Genomic DNA, 2,540 nt, shown 5'->3' with positions numbered 1-2,540 from the left:
TCCTATGGGACCAGCAATTGAAGGTGGCGTTGGCATTAATGCGCAACTGTCTCACAATTTCTCCCTTCATGGTGATGTCAGTTATCAACAAAAACTTCAAAAAACTGGTATAAGTGGTGCAAACTTTTCAGGCGGCATACGCTATCAGTTTTAAATCAAGGTTGAAAAGTAGCCTATTCATTCTATTCAATTTTAAAAAAAGGCAGCACATCGTGCTGCCTTTTTATCTCTCCCCTATTCTTCTCTACCAATACACACCGCCAACATTTTTCTTTAAGAAAATTAGTTAAAAAACTCAAAACAATAAAATAGCGCGCTTTCAACTAGTAAAAATATCCCTTGAAAAAAACTAAACGTCGATTGAAAAATCAATGAGCGCTATTTTATCGTAACCGTGTTAAAGAAAAACATGAAAGATATGGTATCATCTTTGGTTTCATGATGTTGAAAGAGATCCCTATCAGGCTCAAGCATACAGTTTTTTTAAATTTTCTTGCCTACTCCTTTTCTTTAAGCATAAGCAACAAGTTTTATGCAAGCATAACACATATCTTGAATAGAAAAACTTATAATACTTATATAATATTAACATAATGTATTCATATAATACTAAGTGAATTTAAGTATAATACATTATATGTTAAATGTATAATTTATTTTATACTTTACATAAAAATAAAAATCGCCTATTCACGTTCCATCTCTAAAATACCCATCCATTTGATATCCTTCTTATAAGCGGGGGAAGAGTGTGGGGCACTTATAATTTAGGAAAATCTTGATGTGTAAAAAGTCCCTTTTATCCTGCACGGCTGTCATAGCTGTCATGCTATTCAACACCCATCTCAATGTATATGCTGAAACTCTTGAAGTTTCCGGCGAGAAAAAAGAAGTATCTAACACAACGTATGAGATTATTAATGCGAAAGACAACGGGGAAATTACCGGCACACATTTAACTGTGGTTGGGAATAAAGACACGGATATTTATGCTGTAACAGCTGACGGTTTTGGCAGTGCGATTACATTACTGCAAGACACAGCCATTAAAGGAACTGATTTTGACATTCGTCTTGGTCTTAATGCAAAAGATGGTGCTACAATCAAAATGACTGGAGGCATTATTACGGTTTCTGAAATTGGCGCTTTCTTCGAAAACAGTATGAATGATAAAAACAAGCTGGAAGGTGTAACAATATCAAGCGGTAAAGATGACCACTTCATGGACAAGGGAATAAATGCCGATAACAAAAGCAAAGTTACTTTAGAAAACGTAACGGTTACGCAAGCAAACACCAGTATATTTGCAAATGATCATTCTGAAGTAACGATTTTAGGAGGAGCATTTGATGGAGAACTCAAAGGAATATCTGCTACGGAAGGCAGCGCTATTACTTTAACCTATAGTGAATTAGCCGATAATAAAAAAGGCAGTGTTCAAGTTACATCATCTCATGGTGACGGACTCTATGCAAATGGTGCACAATCCACAATCACAATGATAGGAGGATCAGTCACTGGAGAAAATACAGCATTACTTGCAGAAAATGGCGGACATATTGACGTCACAGATGTTACTTTAAAAAAAGATGGCACCGGAATCGGTGCAATAGCTAATGATGTTGACAGCACAATTGAACTGCACGGAAATACGGTAATTAATGACGCTGTAATTGGGCTTTATGCAACAAACGGTAGCACAATCACAATGACTGGAGGAACCATTACGGCTTTTGAAACTGGTGCGTTCTTCAATGAGAGTAAAAGCGATAAAAACAAGTTAGAAAACGTAACCATTACTTATGCAAATACCAGCATAAGTGATCAAGACAAGCTAGAAAATGTAAAAACATCGGACAATGAATTAGACCCTGGATGGGAAAGTGAATTAGAAAATGAAAAAGAAGAGTTTTTATTCACAGGAATAACGGCCTTTGCCGGAAGTCATCTCACTTTAGAAAATGTAACCATTACGCAAGCAGACACCAGCATATCGGCAGAAGATGGTTCACAAGTAACGATATTAGGAGGAGCATTTGATGGAGAACACACAGGGCTATACGTAATGAACGGCAGCTTCATTACTTTAGCCAATAGTAAAGAAGGCAGCGTTCAAGTTACATCATCTAATGGTGATGGACTCTATACAGACGGTTTATTCTCTACCATCATAATGATGGGAGGGACAGTGACTGCGNGACGGTTTATTCTCTACCATCATAATGATGGGAGGGACAGTGACTGCGGGAAACAGAGCATTATTTGCACAAAAAGGTGGATATATTAAGGTCACAGATGTTGCTCTAACAACGATGGACGGAAACGGATACGGGGCAGCTTCCACCGATCCTTACAGCTTTATTGAATTGGATGGAGAGACAACGATTACTAATGCTATAAATGGACTTGATGCGGAAAACAGTGGTGTCATCATAATGACGGGAGGAGCTGTAACTGCAAAAAATGCAGCATTGTTTACCATGAACGGTGGATATATTAAGGTCACAGATGTTGCTCTAACAACGATGGACGGAAACGGA

At 37.7% G+C, this 2,540-nt stretch carries 3 protein-coding genes; all 3 read left to right on the top strand.

Annotation, left to right across the window (positions count from 1 at the left end; genetic code table 11):
• Positions 1–154: autotransporter outer membrane beta-barrel domain-containing protein (locus ACFILD_RS03165; RefSeq protein WP_375613936.1), on the top strand; the 154-nt coding region annotated here is incomplete at its 5' end.
• Positions 155–961: 807 nt separating this feature from the next.
• The gene (locus ACFILD_RS03160; protein WP_375664758.1) at positions 962–2,287 is read left to right on the top strand and encodes a right-handed parallel beta-helix repeat-containing protein; all 1,326 of its coding nucleotides are present in this window, start codon (positions 962–964) and stop codon (positions 2,285–2,287) included.
• Positions 2,238–2,540 (top strand): hypothetical protein (locus ACFILD_RS03155; protein WP_375664757.1); only part of this gene is annotated, 303 nt, incomplete at its 3' end. The genes ACFILD_RS03160 and ACFILD_RS03155, both read left to right, overlap by 50 nt.

The sequence above is a fragment of the Bartonella sp. CL162QHHD genome (assembly GCF_042195435.1).
Lineage (GTDB): Bacteria > Pseudomonadota > Alphaproteobacteria > Rhizobiales > Rhizobiaceae > Bartonella.
Note: the sequence above shows the minus strand (reverse complement) of the source record. Positions and strands in the feature narration are given on the sequence as shown.